The sequence below is a fragment of the Pluralibacter sp. genome (assembly GCF_019237635.1).
GTDB lineage: Bacteria > Pseudomonadota > Gammaproteobacteria > Enterobacterales > Enterobacteriaceae > Enterobacter_B.
Map to the genome: position 1 here is coordinate 16567 of NZ_JAFAGS010000183.1, position 22679 is coordinate 39245.

23 protein-coding genes are annotated in these 22679 nt (G+C 55.7%); 14 read left to right on the plus strand and 9 right to left on the minus strand.

Annotation, left to right across the window (positions count from 1 at the left end; genetic code table 11):
• Positions 1–67 precede the first annotated feature (67 nt).
• Complete coding sequence (gene xylR / locus JO226_RS21655; RefSeq protein ID WP_296407319.1) at positions 68–1246, plus strand: D-xylose utilization transcriptional activator XylR; 1179 nt, start codon at positions 68–70, stop codon at positions 1244–1246.
• A 53-nt stretch (positions 1247–1299) separates the two neighbouring features.
• Here xylR and JO226_RS21660 read toward each other — a convergent pair whose 3' ends face one another.
• Together JO226_RS21660 and JO226_RS21665 are read right to left on the minus strand one after the other, a co-directional pair.
• Positions 1300–2124 (minus strand): protein bax, encoded by an 825-nt coding sequence (locus JO226_RS21660; RefSeq protein ID WP_296407322.1) that lies wholly within the window; start codon positions 2122–2124, stop codon positions 1300–1302.
• A gap of 181 nt (positions 2125–2305) precedes the next feature.
• On the minus strand, positions 2306–2482 hold the full coding sequence (locus JO226_RS21665; RefSeq protein WP_296407365.1) for a hypothetical protein: 177 nt from the start codon (positions 2480–2482) through the stop codon (positions 2306–2308).
• A gap of 30 nt (positions 2483–2512) precedes the next feature.
• On the opposite strand from JO226_RS21665, the gene avtA reads away from it, so the two are divergent.
• Positions 2513–3769, plus strand: a complete 1257-nt coding sequence (avtA, locus tag JO226_RS21670) for a valine--pyruvate transaminase (protein ID WP_367273575.1) — start codon at positions 2513–2515, stop codon at positions 3767–3769.
• Between the two features lie 42 nt (positions 3770–3811).
• Here the strand turns inward: avtA and yiaJ are convergent, their stop codons facing one another.
• Entirely contained in the window at positions 3812–4627 is an 816-nt protein-coding gene (gene yiaJ / locus JO226_RS21675; protein WP_296407326.1) for an IclR family transcriptional regulator YiaJ, read from the minus strand.
• A gap of 335 nt (positions 4628–4962) precedes the next feature.
• Between yiaJ and yiaK the strand changes: the two genes are divergently transcribed.
• The 8 genes from yiaK to araD are packed head-to-tail and all read left to right on the plus strand — an operon-like array spanning position 4963 to position 12478.
• Complete coding sequence (yiaK, locus tag JO226_RS21680; RefSeq protein ID WP_296407328.1) at positions 4963–5961, plus strand: 3-dehydro-L-gulonate 2-dehydrogenase; 999 nt, start codon at positions 4963–4965, stop codon at positions 5959–5961.
• A 10-nt stretch (positions 5962–5971) separates the two neighbouring features.
• Complete coding sequence (locus JO226_RS21685; protein WP_296407330.1) at positions 5972–6439, plus strand: YhcH/YjgK/YiaL family protein; 468 nt, start codon at positions 5972–5974, stop codon at positions 6437–6439.
• Positions 6440–6462: 23 nt separating this feature from the next.
• Positions 6463–7395: a DUF4862 family protein gene (locus JO226_RS21690; protein ID WP_296407333.1), complete on the plus strand. Its 933-nt coding sequence runs from the start codon at positions 6463–6465 to the stop codon at positions 7393–7395.
• Between the two features lie 37 nt (positions 7396–7432).
• Positions 7433–8752 carry an MFS transporter gene (locus tag JO226_RS21695; protein WP_296407335.1) on the plus strand — a complete coding sequence of 440 codons (1320 nt, stop codon included), beginning with the start codon at positions 7433–7435 and terminating at the stop codon, positions 8750–8752.
• Between the two features lie 18 nt (positions 8753–8770).
• On the plus strand, positions 8771–10276 hold the full coding sequence (locus tag JO226_RS21700) for an FGGY-family carbohydrate kinase (protein WP_296407336.1): 1506 nt from the start codon (positions 8771–8773) through the stop codon (positions 10274–10276).
• A complete protein-coding gene (gene ulaD, locus JO226_RS21705; protein WP_296407338.1) occupies positions 10273–10932 on the plus strand; it encodes a 3-keto-L-gulonate-6-phosphate decarboxylase UlaD in 660 nt (219 codons plus the stop codon). Before JO226_RS21700 ends, ulaD begins: the two co-directional genes overlap by 4 nt.
• A complete protein-coding gene (locus JO226_RS21710) occupies positions 10929–11789 on the plus strand; it encodes an L-ribulose-5-phosphate 3-epimerase (RefSeq protein ID WP_296407339.1) in 861 nt (286 codons plus the stop codon). Before ulaD ends, JO226_RS21710 begins: the two co-directional genes overlap by 4 nt.
• Positions 11783–12478, plus strand: coding sequence for an L-ribulose-5-phosphate 4-epimerase (araD, locus tag JO226_RS21715; protein WP_296407341.1), 696 nt, complete (start codon positions 11783–11785; stop codon positions 12476–12478). The genes JO226_RS21710 and araD overlap by 7 nt, the downstream gene beginning before the upstream one ends.
• A 54-nt stretch (positions 12479–12532) precedes the next feature.
• Here araD and JO226_RS21720 read toward each other — a convergent pair whose 3' ends face one another.
• Together JO226_RS21720 and JO226_RS21725 are read right to left on the minus strand one after the other, a co-directional pair.
• Entirely contained in the window at positions 12533–14452 is a 1920-nt protein-coding gene (locus JO226_RS21720) for a methyl-accepting chemotaxis protein (RefSeq protein WP_296407342.1), read from the minus strand.
• A 137-nt stretch (positions 14453–14589) separates the two neighbouring features.
• Entirely contained in the window at positions 14590–14988 is a 399-nt protein-coding gene (locus tag JO226_RS21725; RefSeq protein ID WP_296407344.1) for a winged helix-turn-helix domain-containing protein, read from the minus strand.
• A gap of 505 nt (positions 14989–15493) precedes the next feature.
• On the opposite strand from JO226_RS21725, the gene JO226_RS21730 reads away from it, so the two are divergent.
• Together JO226_RS21730 and JO226_RS21735 are read left to right on the plus strand one after the other, a co-directional pair.
• Positions 15494–16294: a winged helix-turn-helix domain-containing protein gene (locus JO226_RS21730; RefSeq protein WP_296407346.1), complete on the plus strand. Its 801-nt coding sequence runs from the start codon at positions 15494–15496 to the stop codon at positions 16292–16294.
• Entirely contained in the window at positions 16284–16751 is a 468-nt protein-coding gene (locus JO226_RS21735) for a hypothetical protein (protein WP_296407348.1), read from the plus strand. Before JO226_RS21730 ends, JO226_RS21735 begins: the two co-directional genes overlap by 11 nt.
• A 129-nt stretch (positions 16752–16880) precedes the next feature.
• Here the strand turns inward: JO226_RS21735 and JO226_RS21740 are convergent, their stop codons facing one another.
• Complete coding sequence (locus tag JO226_RS21740) at positions 16881–17702, minus strand: AraC family transcriptional regulator (protein WP_296407349.1); 822 nt, start codon at positions 17700–17702, stop codon at positions 16881–16883.
• A gap of 256 nt (positions 17703–17958) precedes the next feature.
• Between JO226_RS21740 and JO226_RS21745 the strand changes: the two genes are divergently transcribed.
• Positions 17959–19359, plus strand: coding sequence for an MFS transporter (locus tag JO226_RS21745; protein WP_296407353.1), 1401 nt, complete (start codon positions 17959–17961; stop codon positions 19357–19359).
• 10 nt (positions 19360–19369) lie between these two features.
• The gene (locus JO226_RS21750) at positions 19370–21325 is read left to right on the plus strand and encodes a glycoside hydrolase family 127 protein (protein WP_296407355.1); all 1956 of its coding nucleotides are present in this window, start codon (positions 19370–19372) and stop codon (positions 21323–21325) included.
• Positions 21326–21330: 5 nt separating this feature from the next.
• Here JO226_RS21750 and JO226_RS21755 read toward each other — a convergent pair whose 3' ends face one another.
• The 3 genes from JO226_RS21755 to JO226_RS21765 form a co-directional block, all read right to left on the minus strand.
• A complete protein-coding gene (locus JO226_RS21755; RefSeq protein ID WP_296407358.1) occupies positions 21331–21738 on the minus strand; it encodes a type II toxin-antitoxin system HicB family antitoxin in 408 nt (135 codons plus the stop codon).
• 16 nt (positions 21739–21754) lie between these two features.
• Positions 21755–21940: a type II toxin-antitoxin system HicA family toxin gene (locus tag JO226_RS21760; protein ID WP_296407360.1), complete on the minus strand. Its 186-nt coding sequence runs from the start codon at positions 21938–21940 to the stop codon at positions 21755–21757.
• A gap of 141 nt (positions 21941–22081) precedes the next feature.
• On the minus strand, positions 22082–22468 hold the full coding sequence (locus JO226_RS21765; protein WP_296407363.1) for a hypothetical protein: 387 nt from the start codon (positions 22466–22468) through the stop codon (positions 22082–22084).
• Positions 22469–22679 lie beyond the last annotated feature (211 nt).

Genomic DNA, 22679 nt, shown 5'->3' on the forward strand with positions numbered 1-22679 from the left:
CGACGCGCGTTGCAAAGATGGCGATACTCAGCGGTATCGCCATCGTGGTTTTATCAGGAAACACACCATGTTTGAGAAGCGTCACCGCATCACGCTGCTGTTTAACGCCAACAAAGCCTATGACCGTCAGGTGGTTGAAGGAGTGGGTGAATACCTGCAGGCGTCGCAGTCGGAATGGGATATCTTCATTGAAGAGGATTTTCGCGCCCGAATCGAAAATATCAAAGAGTGGCTCGGGGATGGCGTCATCGCTGACTATGACGACCCCGAAATTGAAGCGCTGCTGGCCGACGTGAAGGTGCCTATTATCGGCATCGGCGGTTCTTACCATCGCCCGGAGCAGTATCCGGCGGTTCACTACATTGCCACCGACAACGCCGCGCTGGTTGAAAGCGCGTTCCTGCATCTCAAAGATAAAGGCGTTCACCGCTTTGCGTTTTACGGGCTGCCGGTCTCCAGCGGCAAGCGTTGGGCAGTGGAGCGCGAGTATGCGTTTTGCCAGCTGGTCGCCAGGGAGAAATACCGTGGCGTGGTCTATCAGGGGCTGGAAACCGCGCCGGAGAACTGGCAGCACGCGCAAAACCGCCTTGCCGACTGGCTGCAAACGTTGCCGCCGCAGACGGGCATTATTGCCGTTACCGACGCACGTGCCCGCCATATCCTGCAAGCCTGCGAGCATCTGCATATTCCGGTGCCGGAAAAGCTGTGCGTCATCGGGATCGATAACGAAGAGCTGACGCGCTACCTGTCCCGCGTGGCGCTCTCCTCCGTCGCGCAGGGCACGCGGCAGATGGGCTATCAGGCGGCGAAGCTGTTGCACCGTCTGCTGGATGATGAGCCGCTGCCGCTCCAGCGCCTACTGGTGCCGCCGGTGCGCGTAGTGGAGCGCCGCTCGACCGACTACCGCTCGCTGGACGACCCGGCGGTTATCCAGGCCATGCACTACATTCGCAACAACGCCTGTAAGGGGATCAAGGTGGAGCAGGTGCTGGACGCTGTCGGCATCTCGCGTTCGAATCTGGAAAAGCGCTTTAAGGAAGAGGTAGGGGAAACCATCCATGCGGTGATCCACAGCGAAAAGCTGGAGAAAGCGCGCAGCCTGCTGGTGTCCACGTCGCTGGCGATTAACGAAATCTCGCAGATGTGCGGCTACCCGTCGCTACAGTATTTCTATTCGGTGTTCAAAAAAGAGTACGACACCACGCCAAAGGAGTACCGGGAACGCTTCGGGGAAGCCCTGATATAAAACAAAGACGCCTTCCGATGGAAGGCGTCTTTCTCTTTCAGCGTACTGCGCGATTACATATGCGCCGCAATCAGACGCTGGTTATCCTGATACATACTGAACAGGTAGTTGTTGTAGCTCGACCCGCGCGTTGAATAGCCTTTCAGCTTGTGGATCATCGTGCTGGCGGTCACTTCCTGGTCCGTCTTGCGCAGCTGCGCGCGGGACTTACGGAAGGACGAGTAGGCCGGATGGGTGTTCAGATTCACCACGTAGGCTTCGACCGACTCTTTCACAGAAGAGAAGTGCGAGTACCCTTTCACCTTGCCCGGCCCATTCTGGCAGTTGCCTTTACCGCATTTCATACCAAACAGATTGTTGTTGGTACGCGCCAGTTTAGAGGTACCCCAGCCGCTTTCTGCTGCGGCCATGGTCGCCACCATGCTGCCAGGAATGATATCCACACGCTCAAGCAGCGAGTTCCACGGGATCTTACGCGTGTTCCCGGACCAGCTGACCTTATAGCGCTGGGTGATATCTTTCATACGCGCGCGTTCGGTCGGCGACCAACGGGCATCGTACTGTTTTGACACAAGCCAGTTACGATCGGCGGTAATCGCCGCATTCTGGCTGGTAATATAAGGCATCACTGTCCGGAGAAACGCTTTTTTCCTTGGTGTTCCGGAAGGGTATTGTCGCAAATCAGGAAGTGGGCTGCTCTTTACACTATTGCGAGAATACTCTTGTTTACTGCTAACCTTGATACTACTTGTCTTTGTTACCGGGGCTTGATGACTCGCTGTTGTGGTGTGCGTCTTTGCCAGCACCTCACCTGAAAATACACAGGTAAGCAACATGAGTATCGTAGCCCCATATCGTCGAATGGGAGTCGATATCATTAGATCTCCTGGTCGGATTTATACGTTCCAACACTTTAATTTATCTCAAAACTGAGAACTGCATCTCATATTGTATCAAAAATAGACCGTTGGCGCACCCAAAGAAATAGTCCAATTCCGAAACTATGTCACGCACAAATTGCCTGACTCAGGGTAAATACCTGTAATTATTGGGGTGTTGTCACACTTCCGGCGCGTCGCGAACCGCGGCAACAACGGCGATGACGACAGCCCTGACCAACCGCCGCAGATGACTGGCATAAAACGCCAGCCATCTATAGATAAGCAGAACAAATAACCAAGGGGGTATTCCCCCTTCGATTTGCACCGCACTGACGCCGGGGTTATGGTGAGCCACTTCATCAGTAAAACCAACAGAACACCTGCTATGACATTCTCACTCTTCGGCGACAAATTCACCCGTCATTCCGGGATTACCCGTCTGATGGAAGACCTTAACGACGGACTGCGCACCCCGGGCGCTATCATGCTCGGCGGCGGCAACCCCGCGCAGATCCCGCAGATGAACGATTACTTCCAGCAGCTGCTGGCAGAGATGCTGGAAAGTGGAAAAGTCACTGACGCGCTATGCAATTACGATGGCCCGCAGGGGAAGACGGAACTGCTGGCGGCGCTGGCGCAGATGCTGCGTCAGGAACTGGGTTGGGATATTGAGCCACAGAATATTGCGCTGACAAACGGCAGCCAGAGCGCGTTTTTCTACTTGTTCAACTTGTTCGCCGGACGCCGCGCCGACGGCACCACACGTAAGGTGCTGTTCCCGCTGGCGCCGGAATACATCGGCTACGCGGATTCCGGCCTGGAAGAGGATCTGTTCGTCTCCGCCCGACCCAATATCGAGCTGCTGCCGGAAGGCCAGTTTAAATACCACGTCGATTTTGAGCACCTGCGGGTGACCGAAGAGACCGGGATGATCTGCGTTTCCCGCCCGACCAACCCGACCGGTAACGTGATCACCGACGATGAGCTGATGAAGCTCGACGCGCTGGCGAACCAGCACGGTATTCCGCTGGTTATCGATAATGCCTACGGCGTTCCCTTCCCGGGCATTATCTTTAGCGAGGCGCGCCCATTGTGGAACCCGAATATCGTCCTGTGCATGAGCCTGTCCAAGCTTGGCCTGCCGGGCAGTCGCTGCGGGATTATTATCGCCAATGAGAAAATCATCAGCGCCATCAGCAATATGAACGGGATTATCAGCCTTGCGCCTGGCGGCATTGGCCCGGCGATGATGTGCGAAATGATTAAACGCAACGATCTGCTGCGCCTGTCGGAAACGGTCATTAAGCCGTTTTACTTTCAGCGGGTACAGGAAACGATCACCATTATCCGCCGCTATCTGCCGCAGGAGCGCTGCCTGATCCATAAACCGGAAGGGGCAATCTTCCTGTGGCTGTGGTTTAAAGACCTGCCTATCACCACCGAACTGCTCTACCAGCGTCTGAAAAAACGCGGCGTGTTGATGGTGCCCGGCGACTACTTTTTCCCGGGGCTCGATAAACCCTGGCCGCACACGCATCAGTGCATGCGCATGAACTATGTCCCTGCCCCTGAAAAGATTGAGGCAGGCGTCAAAATCCTCGCGGAAGAAATAGAAACCGCCTGGCAAGAAAGCCATTGTTAACGCAATAACCAGCTGTAACCCTGCCCCACAATGACCGTGCGCTTAGCCGCGCACGGTAAATCCCAGCTCCCGCGAAATCGCATTCGCCGTATCGCAAAGCGGCTTCAGCAGGTTCTTCTCGCCGACCTGCTTGAGGCGCGAGGTGGACAGTGAAATCGAAATCGCGTACGGCACGCGGCCGTGAATATCGAATACCGGCACGGCGATACAAGAGACGCCCAGCTCGTTCTCTTCCCGGTCCATCGCCATATTGCGCTCACGGATTTGCGCCAGCTCGTCGTGCATCGCGGGCAGCCCGGTGATGGTATTACGGGTGAGCGGCTGAATCTCCTGGGCATGGCTCTGCCAGTACGCCTGCACGTAATCCTGATGACCGAACGCCAGGTACAGTTTGCCCATCGCCGAGCAGTACAGCGGCATGTGCTGGCCGATATAGGCGCGGGTGCGCAGCATCCCGGTAGTCGGCTCCAGTTTATAAATCAGAATGGCGTGATCGTCCTCGCGGCTGGAGAAGTTCACGGTCTCCCCCGTCGTCAGGTTCAGCGCCTCAAGGTGCGGCGCCGCCACGTGAATAATATTGAGCGATGACAGCGCCTTCTGTCCGACGGCAATAAACTTGGTGGTCAGGCGATAGCTCCCCGCCGCAGGTGCAGGCGTCACGTAACCGCAGGACTGTAGCCCCTGCAGCAGACGGTGGACGGTGCTTTTGTTCAGCCCGGCAAGCTCAGAAAGGTGCGCCAGCGGGCAGCCGTTAGGATAATTGCTGAGGATTTCAATCAGCATCAGGCCGCGGAACAAGCTCTGGCTGCCCGCAGGCCGCTCTTTATCCTGCGTCATCTCACTCTCTTTTACGCTCATTGAGCCTCTCTCCTTTTCATCGCGCTCTGATGGTAGCGCAAAGTGTGTTTCAGTTCACGATCTGGACAGAAAAATCACAATGCATTGATTTTAATAGATTTCAAAAGAATCGTCAGCCGTTGATTTGTCAAAAATTGATCGTTATATTTGAAATCAGATTTCGCATAGTGAAATTTAAAGCTTGCATAGCACTCTTCATAGCGCGCGGATCCGGCGCTGAATTCTGACTGACTATCGCGCGCCGACGCTTCGTCATCGGCGCGTTTTGACAACCTCACGACGTTTAGTGAAATTCAATTTCACTATGCGAAACAAACAAAAATGGGAGAATCAGTATGTTACTGAGCTTTGCAGAACTGAAAGCCGAATTTGAACGTGTGCTGCTAAAACGTCACGTGGCGGCGGAAACAGCGGAAGCCTGCGCCGAAATGTTCGCGCGCACCACCGAGTCAGGCGTTTACTCCCACGGCGTAAACCGCTTCCCGCGCTTTATTCAGCAGCTCGACAACGGCGATATCATTCCCGACGCGCAGCCGAAGCGCATCACCACCCTTGGCGCCATCGAGCAGTGGGATGCCCAGCGCGCCATCGGCAACCTGACGGCGAAAACGATGATGGACCGGGCCATTTCGCTGGCGGCGGATCATGGCATCGGCCTGGTGGCGCTGCGTAACGCCAACCACTGGATGCGCGGCGGCAGCTACGGCTGGCAGGCGGCGGAACAGGGCTACATCGGCATTTGCTGGACCAACTCGATAGCCGTAATGCCGCCGTGGGGCGCCAAAGAGTGCCGCATCGGCACCAACCCGCTGATCGTCGCGATCCCGGGCAATCCCATCACCATGGTGGATATGTCGATGTCGATGTTCTCTTACGGCATGCTGGAAGTGAACCGCCTCGCCGGGCGCCAACTGCCGGTTGACGGCGGCTTCGACGATGACGGCAACCTCACCCGCGAGCCTGGTGTTATCGAGAAAAACCGCCGCATTCTGCCGATGGGCTACTGGAAGGGGTCCGGGCTCTCCATCGTGCTGGATATGATAGCCACCCTGTTGTCGGACGGCGCATCAGTCGCGGAGGTTACGCAAGATAACAGCGATGAGTACGGTGTTTCGCAGATTTTCATCGCCATTGAGGTCGACCGCCTGATCGACGGCGCCACTCGCGACGCCAAGCTGAAACGCATTATGGATTTCATCACCAGCGCCGAACGCGCAGATGAAAACGTCGCGATTCGCCTGCCGGGGCACGAGTTCACCCGCATGCAGGCGGAAAACCGTCGCAACGGCATCACCGTTGACGATAGCGTGTGGGCGAAGATTCAGGCGCTGTGAGGGCAATATTATGATATTTGGCCACATTTCTCAGCCGAATCCTTGCCAGTTCCCGGCGGCGATTGAAAAAGCGCTGGCGTTTTTACGCAGTACTGATTTCCGCGCCCTTGAGCCGGGCGTGGTCGAAATTGAGGGCCGCGACATTTATGCGCAGATCCTCGATCTCACCACCCGACCTCGCCACATGCTGAAGCCGGAAGTGCATCGTCAATATCTTGATATCCAGTTTCTGGCCTGGGGCGAAGAGGAAATCGGTATCGCCATTGATACCGGCAACAACGTGGTGAGCGAAGCGTTGCTGGAAACGCGCGACATTATTTATTACCAGGACAGTGAGAACGAATCATTTTTTGAAATGGTGCCGGGAAGCTACGCGATATTTTTCCCGCAGGATGTTCATCGCCCCGGGTGTAATAAAAACCGGGAAACGCCAATCCGTAAAATTGTCGTCAAGGTGGCCCTTTCCGCACTGAATTAATTCGTTAACGCAGGAGCAAAAAAATGAAGACAGGAAACGCCGGTTATATTATCGGTGCGTATCCCTGCGCGCCGTCGTTTCATCAAAGAAGCGAAAATGAAGAGGTCGCCTTCTGGCGGCAACTGGCTGACACGCCGCATATTCGCGGACTCGAACAACCGTGCCTTGAGCAGTTACATCCGTTCGGCGACGAGTGGTTATTCAGGCACACCCCCGGCGACTGGCAGATAGTGGTGACGGCGATTATGGAAACCATGCGCCGACGCGCCGACGACGGCGGTTTCGGGCTTGCCTCCAGCGATGAAGCCCAGCGCCGCGCCTGCGTAGAGTGGTATCGCCATCTGCACCGCAAAATCACAACGGTGAACGCCCGTTTTCCCGGCAAAATCATCGCCCTGGAGTTACAGGCAGCGCCGCTGGCGGGCAATGCCAGCATTACGCAGGCTACCGACGCCTTCGCCCGTTCGATAAACGAGATAACCGGCTGGGGCTGGGATTGCGAACTGGTGCTGGAGCACTGCGACGCCATGAATCAGCCCGCGCCGCGCAAAGGGTTCTTACCGCTGGCGAATGTGCTGGAGGTCATTGCCGGATACGACATCAGCGTCTGTATCAACTGGGCGCGCTCGGCCATCGAGGGGCGCGACCCGGCGATGCCCGCAGAACAGGCGGCGGCGGTACGCCAGGCGGCAAAACTCGGCGCGCTGATGTTCTCCGGCACCACCGCGTCCGGCGCTTATGGCGACTGGCAGGATCTGCACGCCCCCTTTGCGCCTGGCTGCCCGGAAAGCCTGCTCACCGCAGAACGCGCCCGCGAGGTCTTCGCCGCGGCAGGGTCCGCCACGCTGCTGTTTTCCGGTATTAAATTACTGGAAATCGATCCGCTGGCGGATATCGACCATCGTGTCGGGATATTACGTGATGGCATTCAGGCGATGAATATCGCCACGCAATAACAATAAAAACATTTTACCTCTAACTGAGACTCTGATTATGAACAGCTCTACATCTCTTTCATCGGCGGATATTCCGCGTCAGCGTTGGTTAAGAATAATCCCCCCCATTCTGATCGCCTGCATTATTTCGTATATGGACCGCGTCAATATTGCGTTTGCGATGCCGGGCGGCATGGATCAGGAATTAGGTATTTCCGCCACCATGGCCGGACTGGCGGGCGGTATTTTCTTTATCGGCTACCTGTTCTTGCAGGTGCCGGGCGGTAAAATCGCCGTTCACGGCAGCGGCAAGACGTTTATCGGCTGGTCGCTGGTCGCCTGGGCAGTCATCTCCGTCTTAACCGGTTTCATCACCAGCCAGTATCAGTTGTTGGCGCTGCGCTTCCTGCTTGGCGTGGCGGAGGGCGGGATGCTGCCCGTGGTGCTGACGATGATCAGCAACTGGTTCCCGGACGCCGAGCGCGGCCGCGCTAACGCGATCGTGATTATGTTCGTCCCCATCGCCGGGATCATCACCGCGCCGCTCTCGGGCTGGATAATCACCGCGCTCGACTGGCGCTGGCTGTTTATCATCGAAGGCCTGCTGTCAGTGGTGGTGCTGACGCTCTGGGCGCTGACGGTTTACGACCGTCCGCAGGAGGCGCGCTGGATAAGCGAGGCGGAAAAAAACTACCTGGTGACCACGCTTGCCGCCGAGCAGCAGGCTATCGCCGGAAAAGAGGTCAAAAACGCCTCGCTCAGCGCCGTGCTTTCCGACAAAACGATGTGGCAGCTGATCGCGCTTAACTTCTTCTACCAGACTGGTATTTATGGCTACACCCTGTGGCTGCCGACCATCCTCAAAGAGCTGACCCACACCAGCATCGGCCAGGTGGGCGTGCTCGCCATCCTGCCATACGTCGGCGCCATTGCCGGGATGTTCCTGTTCTCATCGCTCTCCGACCGGACCGGCAAGCGCAAGCTGTTCGTCTCCCTGCCGCTTATCGGCTTCGCGCTGTGCATGTTCCTGTCGGTTGCTCTGAAGGCCCATATCTGGATGGCCTATGCCGCCCTCGTCGGCTGCGGTTTCTTTTTGCAGTCTGCTGCAGGCGTGTTCTGGACCATTCCGGCGCGGCTGTTCAGCGCCGAGATGGCGGGCGGCGCGCGCGGTGTGATCAATGCGCTGGGCAACCTGGGCGGCTTCTGCGGCCCGTATGCCGTCGGCGTGCTGATCACGCTCTACAGCAAAGATGCCGGGGTTTACTGCCTGGCTATCTCGCTGGCGCTGGCGTCGATACTTGCTCTGCTGCTGCCCGGGAAATGCGATGCGACCGGCAACACGGCGACACCCGCCGAGCCGCGCAAACGCGCCGCTTAATCATCACGAGGCCAACCGATGAGTGAACATGAGACCTTCTGGCTGGGTATCGATTGTGGCGGTACTTATCTGAAAGCCGGTTTGTACGATAGCCAGGGGCGCGAACACGGCATCACGCGCCAGGCGCTGCAAACCCTGAGCCCGGTGCCGGGCTACGCCGAGCGCGATATGCACGCGCTCTGGCAGACCTGCGCCGACACCATCGCCAGCCTGCTGCGCCAGCGGCAGGTGAACGGCGCGCAGATAAAAGGCGTCGGCATCTCCGCGCAGGGCAAAGGGTTGTTTTTGCTCGATAAGCAGGATCAGCCGCTGGGCAACGCCATGCTGTCATCCGACCGACGGGCGATGGCGCTGGTTCACCGCTGGCAACAGGACGGCATCCCGCAAAAACTCTATCCCCATACCCGCCAGACGCTGTGGACCGGCCATCCGGTGTCGCTGCTGCGCTGGGTGAAAGAAAACGAGCCGCAGCGTTACGCGCGGATAGGCTGCGTGATGATGGCCCACGACTGGCTGCGCCTGCAGCTCACCGGGGTGAAAGGCTGCGAGGAGAGCAATATCTCCGAGTCGAACCTCTACAACATGGCGCAAGGGGGATACGACCCTCAGCTCACCGCCTGGCTTGGCATCAGCGAGATTAACGATGCGCTGCCGCCAGTGGTGGGCTCCGCCGACATCTGCGGGGAAATCACGCCTCAGGCGGCCGCGCTGACCGGTCTCGCGGCGGGAACTCCCGTCGTCGGCGGGCTGTTTGACGTGGTTTCCACCGCGCTTTGCGCAGGGTTGCAGGATGAACAGCGGCTGAACGCGGTCATGGGAACCTGGGCGGTCACCAGCGGTATCTCTGACGGTATCCGCCGCCGCGAGCCGCACCCGTATGTGTACGGTCGCTACGTCAATGACGGCCAGTACATCGTGCATGAGGCCAGCCCAACGTCTTCCGGCAATCTCGAATGGCTGACGGCCCAGTGGGGCGAGCTCTCGTTTGCCGACATAAACCGCCTTGTCGCCTCGCTGCCGAAAGCGGGCAGCGACCTGCTGTTTCTCCCTTTCTTGTACGGCAGCAACGCCGGGCTGGAGATGACCAGCGGTTTTTACGGCATGCAGGCTATCCACACCCGCGCCCATCTGCTGCAGGCGGTATATGAGGGGGTGGTGTTCTGCCATATGACCCACCTCAACCGCATGCGGGAAAGGTTCGACAACGTGCAGGCGCTGCGCGTCACTGGCGGGCCGACGCACTCCGACGTCTGGATGCAGATGCTTGCCGACGTCAGCGGCCTGCCGGTCGAACTGCCGCAGGTGGAGGAGACCGGCTGCTTCGGCGCCGCGCTGGCGGCGCTCACCGGCACCGGCGTCTGGCGTGATTTCCGCGAAGCGCAGCGCGCTATCCGTCACGATATCCGCACGCTGCAACCCGACCCCGACGCCCATGTCGCCTATCAGCGCAAATACCAGCGCTATCAGCTGTTAATTTCCGCACTACAGGGCTATCACGCCCGGATTAAGGAGCACCACTTATGAGCCGACCGTTACTGCAGCTCGCTCTCGATCACACCTCGCTTGACGCAGCCCAGCGCGACGCGGCGCGCCTGAAAGACCATGTCGATATTGTCGAGGCAGGCACCCTTTTATGCCTGACAGAGGGGCTGAACGCGCTGCGGGCGCTGCGCCAGCAGTGTCCTGGCAAAACCCTCGTCGCCGACTGGAAGGTGGCCGACGCCGGAGAAACCCTGGCGCAGCAGGCGTTTGCCGCGGGTGCCAACTGGATGACGATCATCTGCGCGGCGCCGCTGGCGACCGTGGAGAAAGGCCATCAGGTGGCGCGGGAACACGGCGGCGAAATCCAGATGGAGCTGTTCGGCAACTGGACGCTGGATGACGCCCGCGACTGGTATCGCATCGGTATTCGTCAGGCCATTTATCACCGCGGCCGCGATGCCCAGGCAAGCGGGCAGCAGTGGAGCGAGGCCGACCTCGCGCGGATGAAAGCGCTGTCGGATATCGGCCTTTCGCTGTCCATCACCGGCGGTATTACCCCCGCCGACCTGGCGTTGTTTAAAGACATCAACGTGAAAGCCTTTATTGCCGGTCGGGCGCTGGCGGGCGCGGCGCATCCTGAGCAGGTCGCCGCCGATTTCCACGCGCAAATTCGCACACTGTGGGGGAACCGCGCATGAGACGTCATCCGTTAGGTATCTACGAAAAAGCGCTGCCGAAAGACCTCAACTGGCCGGAGCGGCTGGTGCTGGCGAAAAGCTGCGGTTTCGATTTTGTCGAGATGTCGGTCGATGAAACCGACGAACGCTTATCCCGGCTCGCCTGGAGCACCGAACAGCGCGCGTCGCTGACGGCGGCGATGCTGGAAACCGGCGTGGCGATCCCGTCGATGTGCCTGTCCGCCCACCGTCGTTTTCCGTTTGGCAGCCGCGATGAGACGGTACGCGAGCGGGCGCGGGACATCATGACCCAGGCCATCAGGCTGGCGCGTGATTTAGGCATTCGCACCATTCAGCTTGCCGGTTACGACGTCTACTACGAAGAGCATGACGAACGCACCCAACAGCGCTTCGCCGAAGGGTTGCGCTGGGCCGTCGGGCAGGCCGCCGCCGCCCAGGTGATGCTCGCCGTGGAGATCATGGATACCGCCTTTATGAACTCCATCGCCAAGTGGAAAAAGTGGGATCAGATGCTCGCTTCGCCGTGGTTCAGCGTCTATCCCGATATCGGCAACCTGAGCGCCTGGGGCAACGATGTTAGCGCGGAACTCGCCCTCGGCATCGACCGCATTGCCGCCATCCATCTGAAAGACACCTACCCCGTTACGCCGGACAGCCCCGGGCAGTTTCGCGACGTGCCTTTCGGCGACGGCTGCGTCGATTTCCCCACCGTCTTCAGCACGCTGCAAAAGCTGAACTATCGCGGCGCGTTTTTAATTGAAATGTGGACGGAAAAGGCCAAAGAGCCGGTGCTGGAAATCATTCAGGCCCGCCGCTGGATTGAAGCCCGCATGCAGGAAGGAGGAATGGTATGTTAGAACAACTCAAAGCCGAGGTGCTGGCGGCAAACCTGGCCCTGCCCGCACACCAATTGGTGACCTTCACCTGGGGCAACGTCAGCGCCATCGACCGTGAGCGCGGTCTGGTGGTGATTAAACCTTCCGGGGTGGACTACGAGGTGATGACCGCCGACGACATGGTGGTGGTCGAGCTTGCCAGCGGCAGGGTGGTGGAGGGCAATAAAAAACCCTCTTCGGATACGCCCACACACCTCGCGCTGTATCGCCGTTTTACGGAAATTGGCGGCATTGTGCATACGCACTCCCGCCACGCGACTATCTGGTCGCAGGCCGGACAGGATCTCCCCGCCTGGGGCACCACGCACGCGGACTATTTCTACGGCGCGATCCCCTGCACGCGGCGGATGACGCCTGCGGAAATTCACGGCGAGTATGAGCTGGAAACCGGCGAGGTCATTATCAAAACCTTTGCGGAACGCGAGATTGACCCGATGCAGATCCCGGCCGTACTGGTGCATTCCCACGGCCCTTTCGCCTGGGGTACAAATGCCGCCGACGCCGTTCACAACGCCGTGGTGCTGGAGGAGTGCGCCTATATGGGGCTGTTTTCCCGCCAGTTGACGCCGCAGTTGCCGGATATGCAGACGGATCTGCTGGATAAGCACTATCTGCGCAAACACGGCAAACACGCCTATTACGGACAGTAAACGCCAGCACGGCCCGGGGCCTGCTTCCCGGGCCGTGTTTGTCGGGTGCGTTCCTCAGAACGTGGTCCAGCTCTCCTCCTGGCGCTTAGCCGGGGCTTTCGGCGTCGCAGGCTGGCGAAGCGTCGGCCCTGACGTCAGCAGTGGATCGTTGGACACCCGGAATACCGACACCGCCTCTTCCAGCTTCAGCGCCTGTTCTTCCAGGCTGTTGGCCGCCGCCGAAGACTCTTCCACCAGCGCCGCGTTCTGTTGCGTGGTGGTGTCCATCTCCGACATCGCCTGAGCAATCTGGGTAATCCCCCGGCTCTGTTCGTCGGTTGCGGAAGCGATTTCACTCATGATGTCGCGCACCTGGGCCACTGACGTTTCAATTTCCGCCATTGCGCTGCCCGCCTGCTCGACCAGACGGAACCCGGTATCCACATACCCGACCGACTCCTGAATCAGGTTCTCAATCTCTTTGGCCGACTGGGCGCTGCGGCTTGCCAGGTTGCGAACCTCGCCTGCCACCACGGCGAAGCCTTTCCCCTGCTCTCCGGCCCGGGCGGCTTCAACGGCAGCGTTGAGCGCCAGGATGTTGGTCTGAAAGGCAATACCGTTGATAACGGTCGTAATCTCCGAAATACGGTGCGCGCTCCCCTGCACATTGCGCATCGTCTCAATCACCGACCGGGATACCTGACAACCCTGCGCGGCTTTTTGCGCCGCCAGCTCCGATAACCGACGCGCCTGCCCGGCATTTTCCGCGTTCAACGCCACCGTTGAGGTCAGCTCTTCCATGCTCGCGGCCGTTTCCACTACGGCCGCCGCCTGCTGTTCGGTACGTGAGGATAAGTCGACGTTGCCTGCGGCAATCTCCGTCGAAGAGCGCGCCACGTTATCCACGCTGTTACGCACATCATGGATAATATTCTTCAAATTGGTGTTCATCAGCGACATGGCCCGCATCATCTTACCCAGCTCATCCTGCCGGTCGCTCTCCAGCGATTGCGTCAGGTCGCCTTTGGCAATCTGCTGCGCCATCGCCAGGGTTTCAAGCAGCGGGCGCGTAATCGCCCGGGTAATTACCCAGCCCAGCAGAATACCGATGAGAATACCCACCAGGGCGATCAGCTGTATAACCCACTCCACGCGGCTGACGATGTTTTCAATATTCTGCTCTTGCTGGTCATGCAGCACATTAATACTGTGGGTGAGCGCATTTGCGCGCGCGGTAAGCACGGTCGACGCACTGTCCAGCGCACGCCACGCGTCGCGATAGGCCGTGAGATTGTCGGCATACACCGCCATTCTGCTCAGTGTGTCCTCCCCCATTGCACGCGCTTTTTCCGGGAGAAACGGCACCAGTTGCCGGGTGCGTGACATCCCTTCGGCCAGCCGGGCTTTCATTGCCGCCATATTTTCTGGCGCAGGCTTCACTTTGAAGTCCGACAGCATCGAGTCAATGTCATTAAAAATAAACGCCACCTGCGCCGCCAACAGCCGTTGATCGCCCGAAAGCTGATCGCTTTCGCTCAGTTTTGCAATCTCCCGGGAATAATCACAAATAATTGCGGAATTCAGACGCTGCTCAACCAGGCGTTTTGCCGACATCGCCTCGTTAAATGGCGCGCGATCGTGAATATAGTTACCCACTGCCTGTTCGGTATCTAATAGATACTTTTTATCATCTTTCGACCAGTCGAGCTTTTTTAATGTATCAAGGATCACAACCATGCGATCGATAGACTGGCCGTTTTTCTGCAAATAACCGTCTTCGCTGGTATATTGATACTGAGTGCGGCTTATCCGTGCGTCAAAAAGCGCATTGACGAGTTTTACCCCCGTCGCGCTTTTAATGACTTTATCCTGAATATTTCTCAACCCCAGAATACTTGCAAGGAGAATCACCATCATTAACAAAATAATTATCACGAACCCCAAAGACAGCTTTTTACCGGTGTTTAAATTTAAGAAATACGATGATATTTTCATACAACCATCCCGTTATTTATGAGGCACCAAATCTGTATCCATTGCAGATAAAAAAATCCCTGGATACGTGAATATCCAGGGAAACGCGCTTAGGGGGACATCACTCTCCCGGCGCAATACGTTAGATGCTTATTGATTTATTGGGGTAACTCATCATCCCGACAATACACTGGAGTGATGCTTTCATAGTTAACTCTGTAGCCACTGCCTTTGATATTGGTAATAAAATCGATGGGTAAACCCAGTATTTCCAGCTTTTTGGTCAGATTGTTTACGACCTGCCACAGGCGCTGTGAGGAGCAACTGAGGTTGTTTTCTTCCCAAATTTTCTGCATCAACTCATCTTTACTCACCGCACGTTTTCGTCCGTGCATCAGAAGGTAGAGAAAAAGCTGCAGCATCGTTTTGTTAAACACAATGGTGACGAACACAATGCTTTTATCGGCATGACGAGATGGCAGGCGATAGACCCGTTGATTATGAATGTCGAAATGAATCTCTGTTCCAATCATAAATCCATACAGCTGATATTCCATTATTACTGCCCATGCTCTGTTAATCTCTCATTGTCACCCGCACATTGTTGCAACAAATTCATTACTGTTTGTGAGGGATAATATAAATCAATCAAAATCACATTCAATATATTCATCACATAAGAATTCCCTCACCAAACGAAGCGTAAACAGCATCAATATCCAAACCAACAGCAAATTGGCAGATAAAAATACCGTACAAATGAAAAATAACGGGCCATGACACCAAAAAGTTTCAATAGAGTAACAACTCAACATAAAACAACAAAATAAACAAAAAACACAGTCATATATCCTGCTTAAGTGCGATATTTTCCCGGACTGGGGCATCTATACTCATGACAGATCGCTTAATTCACCGTAACCTTGGCACGTAGCATGGTAACCAGCATTCAGCATAAAAGATGCGGTAAAAAAGAGGAGTGAAGTTAGGTGATCTCTTCTGATTCAGAACGCTGTAAACCGAACGAATAAGGCTCCAGACACCGCTCAGTACGGGTACATCATGAAAACCGCGTTCCTCATCAATGACACTATTCTGTTCGTTCCTGAACAATACAGCCTGTATCGCCGCGAGAATTACCCCGCGGGGCGCATCACGCTACATGCGCCGGCCAGCGACTGCCTGCTCTTGCTGATCCAGCATGCGCAGCAACCGGTATCGCAAAAAATGTTGTTTGAGCAGGTATGGCAAAAGCGCGGTACGGTCGTGTCGACCAATACCCTTTATCAGAGCATCGCCTCTGTGCGAAAAGGGCTCAAGGCCACAGGGCTGGCCGAAGAAGCGATCCTGACGCTGCCCAAACAGGGGTTCAAATGCGTGGCGCAGATAACGCCTGGTGAATTACAGGATTTTATTCTTACTTCTTCAGAAAATGCAGAACCCCTTACTGAACCCACCCATCGGCCTGCGAAGGCATTGCGTCGCCCGGTGATAAAACCGCTTCGCGGGCTGCGACCGCGTTCACGGCTCTCTTTGTTGCTGGCGATTGTGCTGGTGCTTATTGTCGGGGAATACCATTGGCTGCGCGCGTCGCCTTCCCCTCTTTACGCAGAATACGCCTACGCGGGGAAAGTGGAAAATTGCCAGGTCTGGTCCTCATGGTCCGGCACACAATACAGCATCGCCGTTTTCGATAAGCTCCGTCAGCGTTCGCCGATAAGCTGTACGGCTGAGTCCGTGGCCTATCTGACGATAAACCGTTTGCAGCAGGGAACCTCTATTTTGCTCTGTGATAAAGATATTGCGCAGCGCGGGACGCAGTGCCGATCATGGTTTTATCGGGAGGAAGGCAATGAGAAGTAAAAACGTGCGCTTTCTGTTAAACCTGCTGATCGTACTGGTGGTTATCTCGGTCGCGCTGGCGGGCTACGTTAACTGGCAGAAAAACCATTTCTCCTGCGAAGCCCAGATAACGCTGGTTACTGACCGCGGCACCGAAGATCTGATTATGCATTTTCACTTTTCCGGCGATACCGGCAGTTACGAGTCCAAAGGTAAATATACCACCAGGTCGGGGAACGAAATTTCCACCAGCAATAAAATCGATTTTAACTTCTGGCGGGAGGGCGATTCGCTGATGATGATCTCAAACGAGACCAACGCGATTCCTAAAACCGCCGGGTCGGTATATCCCTATACCCCCGATTTCTTTTACTCCAGAGAGCGCGGTATTCGCTGGACGTTGACCCGGGAAAACGCCACCGGGTATCTGTTCAGTTACGATGATACGCCGACGTTTTATTGTTCGATTACACGGTAATAAGTACTCTAAATAATTCGAGTGGCAGGAAAGCGACAAGTTCGCGAGTCCCCAGGAGCATAGATAACTATGTGACTGGGGTGAGCGAACGCAGCCAACGCACAGGCAACTTGAAGTATGACGAGTCAATTACCCGGAGTTAATATGCTCCTTACAATAACGACGCTTCCAGCCCGCGGGCGTCAGCCCGGTATGCTTGCGAAATACTTGCCTGAAATACCCTATCTCGTTAAAACCGCAGCGCAGCGCCACTTCCTGGAGCGGGAGCGAATCACTCACCAGCAGTTTCTCTGCCGCCAGGATCCGTTGGCGATGAATCGACGCCGTTAACGTCAGATTAAAGACCCGCCGAAATACCCGCCCGAGATAATCGGCATTACAGTGCAGCTCCCGGGCCAGTTGCGACGTCGAAAGCGATAAATGATAGCGCGTGCGGATCATTTGCTGCGCCCGCCAGGCTAACGCAACCCCCGGCTCTTCGCTGGCGCTATCACCTGACGCTGCCGCGGCAAGCTGCTGCAAAATCAGCAACAAAATACACTCAAGCGCAATGCTGCGATGCCTGTTTTCCTGCTCATGCAGAAACTGTCGGAACAACGAAATAATATATTGCGGAGAACCCACCGTCGTGTGCTGAGGAATCGTCATAAATGCGTTATGTAATGCAGGATTAGCCCCCTCCCCCAATAATTCGAAATGTAGCCAGTAGAATTTTAAATCATCGGGGAATGTCCCTTCACCAATATGCCGACTCTGTGGTTTAAGCAGTAAACTTTCTCCGGCATTCACATAAAAGAGCACGTCATCTTCACGAATTGCCAGCGTTCCCCGCTCGACAAAAATGAGCTCCCAGGAGGAAAGCGTACGGGCGGGGTGGCTGCCGATCCCCCTGGAAATGAAAAGACCGCCATTCTGTACGCGAATCGGAAGCGCTATGGATAAATCGAGCATAGATATTAAAAATCCTCCTTTTCACTTTCAAATAAACGACCCTTTATATTGATTATTAAACACTATTTCTTATATTGCAGGATCTTAATCACATTTTAGAAAACAGGTCGGAATCGTTACCTTTTTATACTTTCCCGCTCCCTTGCCGCCCCTCTTTTTGCGGGCAGAATAAATCAGGTAGTTGCGAATAAAAAAGCAGACTCGCCATCGCGTGAGTTATTCCGGAACTTCTTTCCTGCTCAATGAGGAATTGTCCATGACTTCTGCTCCCATTACGCAAACCGATATTGCGCAACGCACCGCAAAGGAAGCGCTGTCGATGCGCGAAAAAGTCGGTTATGGCCTGGGCGATGCCGGCGGTACGGTAATCACCTGCCTTATCATGAATTTTCTGACCTTTTTCTATACCGATATCTTTGGCCTGACGCCCGCGCTGGTCGGCACGCTGTTTATGGCGCTACGCGTGTTTGATGCGATTTCCGATCCCATCATGGGCGTGATTACCGACCGTACGCAAAGCCGCTGGGGACGATTCCGCCCCTGGCAGCTGTGGGTAGCGGTGCCGATAGGTATCATCGGCGTACTCACCTTCACCGTTCCGGATGCCAGCATGAACCTAAAAATCGCCTGGGCATTCGGCACGTATCTGCTGCTTTCCGTAAGTTATACCGCCATCAACGTACCCTACTGCGCGCTCATCAACACCATGACGACGCGCCACAGCGAGGTGCTCTCCTGTCAGTCATGGCGGTTTGTCCTCTGCGGCGTCGCCGGGTTCCTCGTTTCCGTCGGCTTACCGTGGTTAGTGGCCGTGTTAGGCCACGGCAATGCGGCGCAAGGCTATCAGTTAGGCGTCGGCATCCTCTGCGCGATCGCCATCGTGATGTTCTTATGTTGCTTTTTCTGGGTTCGCGAACGGGTTCCTCTGGACAGTATGGGTAGTTTTACCCTGCGTGAACACGTTGCCGGACTACGCCGAAACGACCAGTTGCTACTGATGCTGCTGATGTCGTTTCTGCTCATTAACGTCTTTAATATTCGCGGCGGCGGCTACATGTATTTCATCACCTATGTGCTGCATGGCGGTACGGCGTACACCTCGCTGTTTTTCACCATGGTGACCTTCGCCTCCATCCTGGGGTCAATCCTCGTGAACCCGGTATCGCGCCGGGTTGATACCGTTAAACTCTATTACTCCACCAATATCGTCCTGGCAATAGTCGCAGTACTCATGTGGTTCCTTCCGACAGGCGAGGCCTGGCAATCGCTGTGGCTAGGCGTCATTCTCCTGAACGGCATTATTCTTGGCTTCACGCTGCCGCTGCACTTTGCCCTGATGGCCTTTGCCGACGACTACGGCGAATGGAAAACGGGCGTTCGCTCTTCGGGGATGAATTTCGCCTTTAACCTGTTTTGTATCAAGCTCGCCTGGGCTTCCAGCGCCGGAATCATCAGCGTGGTGTTTATTCTGGTGGCTTACCAGCCCGGCGCCGCACACCAGACCACCGCCTCGCTACAGGGCATTACCGCAATGGAAACGTTGTTACCGGCCCTGTTCCATCTGCTGCTGGCGTTCACCATTCGCGCCTGCAAACTCAACAATCCGATGATGTCGCGCATATCCACCGATTTGCGTGCCCGCCGCCTTCAGCCTTAAGGAGAACGTCATGTCCGTGTTGGATGTCAATTTGCATAAGCTCCACATTCGCGATCCGTTTCTCGGCCAGTATCAGCACCTGGTACGCGACGTGGTGATCCCTTATCAGTGGGAAGCGCTGAACGACCGCATTCCTGACGCTGAACCCAGTCATGCGATAGAAAATTTCCGCATTGCCGCCGGACTGCAGACCGGGGAATTCTACGGCATGGTGTTTCAGGATAGCGACGTCGCGAAGTGGCTGGAGGCCGTCGCCTGGTCACTGTGTCAGAAACCCGACGCCGAACTTGAAAAGACCGCCGATGAGGTGATTGAGCTGGTGGCGGCGGCCCAGTGTCCGGATGGTTATCTTAATACCTGGTTCACCGTCAAAGCCCCAGGTGAGCGCTGGACCAACCTTGCCGAATGCCATGAGCTTTACAGTGCCGGACACATGATCGAAGCCGGTGTTGCCTTCTTTCTGGCAACGGGAAAACGTCGGTTGCTGGAGGTGGTGTGCAAACTCGCCGACCACATCGACCAGGTTTTTGGCCCGGCGGAACACCAACTCCATGGCTACCCGGGTCATCCAGAAATCGAACTGGCATTGATGCGTCTGTATGAAGTGACTGAAGCGCCGCGTTATCTGGCGCTGGTGAATTACTTCGTGGAGCAACGAGGCGCACAGCCGTATTTTTACGACATTGAGTATGAAAAGCGGGGGCGGACATCCCACTGGCAGACCTATGGCCCGGCATGGATGGTCAAAGACAAAGCCTACAGCCAGGCGCATCAACCGATTGCCGAACAGCAGCATGCCATCGGCCATGCGGTTCGTTTCGTTTACCTGATGACCGGCGTCGCCCATCTGGCGCGTCTGAATCACGATGAGGATAAACGTCAGGATTGTCTTCGTTTGTGGCGCGACATGGCGCAGCGCCAGTTGTATATCACCGGGGGAATTGGCTCACAAAGCAGCGGCGAAGCCTTCAGCAGCGATTATGACCTCCCCAATGACACGGTCTACGCAGAGAGCTGCGCCTCTATAGGCCTGATGATGTTTGCCCGCCGAATGCTGGAGATGGAGGCCGATAGCCAGTATGCCGATGTCATGGAGCGCGCGTTGTACAACACCGTGCTGGGCGGAATGGCGCTGGATGGGAAACACTTTTTCTATGTAAACCCGCTGGAGGTGCACCCGAAAACGCTCGCCTTCAACCACATTTACGATCATGTGAAACCCGTACGCCAACGCTGGTTTGGCTGCGCCTGCTGTCCGCCCAATATTGCCCGCCTGCTCACCTCGCTGGGCCACTACATCTACACGCCGCGGGAAGACGCCCTGTATATCAATCTCTATATCGGCAACCAGGTGGAGATCCCCGTGGGCGATGCGACATTACGCCTTCACATCAGCGGAAACTACCCGTGGCAGGAGACTGTCACCCTTGCCATCGCGTCGCAGGAGGACATTCAACACACCCTGGCGCTGCGCCTGCCTGACTGGTGCGACGCGCCGCAGGTCATGCTGAACGGCGCCGCCGTGAAGCAGGATATCCGCAAGGGCTATCTGCACATCAATCGCCTCTGGCGCGAGGGGGACACCCTCACCCTGACGTTGCCAATGCCCGTTCGCCGTCTTTATGGCAACCCTCTTTTGCGCCATGTCGCAGGGAAAGTCGCCTTACAGCGCGGCCCGCTGGTTTACTGCCTCGAGCAAGCCGACAACGGCGAGAACCTGCATAACCTGTGGCTGCCTGAAACCGCCGCGTTCACCACCTTCGAAGGCAAAGGGCTGTTCTCGCATAAGATACTCATTCAGGCCGATGGGCTCAGGCGCACCGCCGTACACCCGGAACAGCAGGCGCTATGGCGCTACGATTATCGCCCCAGCGACGCACAGCCGCAGACGCTGACCTTTATTCCCTGGTTCAGTTGGGCTAACCGGGGTGAAGGTGAAATGCGCATTTGGGTGAATGAAATATAAGTGAATCAACCAGGCAGCACGCGCCGTGCTGCCTCCGCTAAAAATGCACTGCGATTCGCAACGTGCGGATGGTCACGGACGAAGGTATCGATTTTTACTAACAAACGGCGCGGCAAGGTGATGTTGATCCGCTCAGCTCGCCCGTCGAACTGGTTCATGTTGATATCCACCAACAACCATTGACCGCCATGAAAATCGTCCGGATGTTTCTCCAGATGGTGTTCGACAATACCGGGGCGAGGAATCACCTCATCCATTTCGCACAGCGCTTCAAAATGCACGGTTAGCGCACTACGCGCATCCTGAAACGCCTCATCAAGAGTATCACCGGCAAAAAAACAACCGGGGACATCAGGAAAAAAGCCGCTGGCGCTTCCATCGGGGTCAGAATGGATATAAGCAGGATAAAACATAGCATCTCCTGAGTCGTTAAAGGGTAATTCCAGCCTGTCGCCAGATTTGCCGTAATGTCCCCGGCTTAATATCTTTCCGGGGATGAGGAACAGTAACTAATCCGGGCAACGTTGGATGCAGGAACTGATAGTGGCTACCTTTTACACGTTTCTGCACCCAACCGAGCATTTTTAGCTTCGTAATGCCTTCCGCACTTGTCACACCGTCTTCCTTTGATGAATTATACACATCATACACACGAAATCAGTACCCTTATCACAGTAATTCATTCAGACAGGGACATCATCGACGAAAAAAGCAGACGGGAATCAGGCTCGCAATAATGCTGATGCACCTTGCAAGTTACACAGAAGTTGTCGGGAAACGCTGGATTTGATTGAGGTTGCTGTCGTAATAGGTCGCCCCAGGCGTTGGCGTTACCTGCAAACGCCCCCGCGGATGTCCCTGAACAAGCGACATCCTCTTCACCCAGCCATCACTGTTGTCGAGCACATCTCTCGTACCGGTAATGTTGTCTTTATTTTTACTGCCCTTCGCGACACGATATCCCGACGCCAGTCGGTCAAAATAAAAATAAACATCTTCATAATGCACTACCGATATTTCACGAATATTTTCATTATTACTTTTACAAATTGATTCATTCCCTGCCATAGGGCCACCCAGCGCGAGTTGTGCGAAACCCGAAACAGGTGACAACAATAAAAAAAAAGCGATCCCGGCACGCATTTTAGAGAACATCTTTACAATAAACCCGTTTAATATTACAGGAAACACGTCCATAATAATGGCGACAAAATAGAATGCGCAACTCGCATATTTATATAGTGGTATATAAAAATCATATATATGGATGTTACGATGAATAAGCTGCAACTTAAACCCAGGGATTTAAAGATTATTTCACTGATTGCCGCCACCAGAAGCATCAGCCAGACCG